A 1,212-nucleotide genomic window follows, 5' to 3' on the forward strand; every position below is an offset into this window, starting at 1 on the left:
TGGAGATAGTAAGAAACAAGGAAATAAAGATTTTATAGAGCCAGAATTTGAAGTTGTACCTGCTACTTGTGAGGGTGCCTACCATTGTTATCTTCAATTAGCCAATAAGGAAGAATACCAAAACAGTGGTGATGAATATAAAATAAGATTTATAGTCCTTACGTTAAATGGAGAAGAGCATCCAGAAATGAATTATCCATATGGATTAGGTAGTAAAGGGTGGATACGTATGGATTATACTGATTGGCATGATATTGATTGGGAATGGAATTTTTGTGTATTTTATACACCAGAAAAAACATACAATACAGGACTTTATACTAAGGTAGGAGACGTAGCAGAGGTTAAAGTGGTAATAAGAAATGAAACAAAGGATATAGAAAAGGAATACATTCAGAAGGTTGTAGCTACAGAACCACTTTGGTAGTAAAGGGATAATATAATATTATCCTTTTATATAATACAAAATTTAGAAAGGGGGTGAAATATAGGAAATGGGAAGGATTATAGCAAAGATATTGATTATTATACTGCTTGTAAACACATTGCCTTTACTAAAGCTTCAAGATTTTAAGTCTTATGCAGGAGATGTTATAGACTATAGGACAGTTCCTAAGCCTAAAGATGTTAGGAAGCAACCAGAAGCAGGAATGAGGATAATAATACATCATCAAGATGGTTCACCCGATGAAACATTAAATGCTACAAATAACAGTTACCCACAAGGATATGCAAAGGTTGGGGATACAATATCAGTTCGAGATATAAGTGTTTTAAGTCCTCAGGCAACAGATATAGAAAAATGGGATTTTCAATATGTAACCCCGTCAGGTAGGGAAGAAGCAAGGGTAATGAGTGGAAGCCAATATGGTTTAATAGACACCATTACATTAGATGAAGCAGGTAATTACGAATTTTACTTAGCAGTTATGGACGATGTGAAATCAAGCCAAGAAACCTTTGAATGGTGGCAAAACTGGTCGTGGAATGGTATTCAAAGAGCAGTAAAGATATTAGCCGATGGAAATGAGTACTGGTGCTATTTTGTATCTATATTAATTACAGTTGAAGAAGATGAGGAACAGCCAGCCGAAATAAAAGCCATTATAAATGCTCCAGACACAGTCAGTAAAGGAGAAACCTTTTCCCTGTTTGGTGGAAACTCCTACACCACAAAGGGGGAGATAATAGAATACTATTGGGAATCTAAGC

The 1,212-nt window shown here is 35.3% G+C and carries 2 protein-coding genes; both read left to right on the top strand.

The features are described from left to right. On the top strand, positions 1-427 hold a 427-nt coding region (locus tag BUB36_RS19965), incomplete at its 5' end, for a hypothetical protein (RefSeq protein WP_165613158.1). 67 nt (positions 428-494) lie between these two features. Continuing rightward, on the top strand, positions 495-1,212 hold a 718-nt coding region (locus BUB36_RS18970), incomplete at its 3' end, for a hypothetical protein (protein WP_131821390.1).

Source organism: Paramaledivibacter caminithermalis DSM 15212, assembly GCF_900142245.1.
In the GTDB taxonomy this organism is placed as follows: Bacteria; Bacillota; Clostridia; order Peptostreptococcales; family Caminicellaceae; genus Paramaledivibacter; species Paramaledivibacter caminithermalis.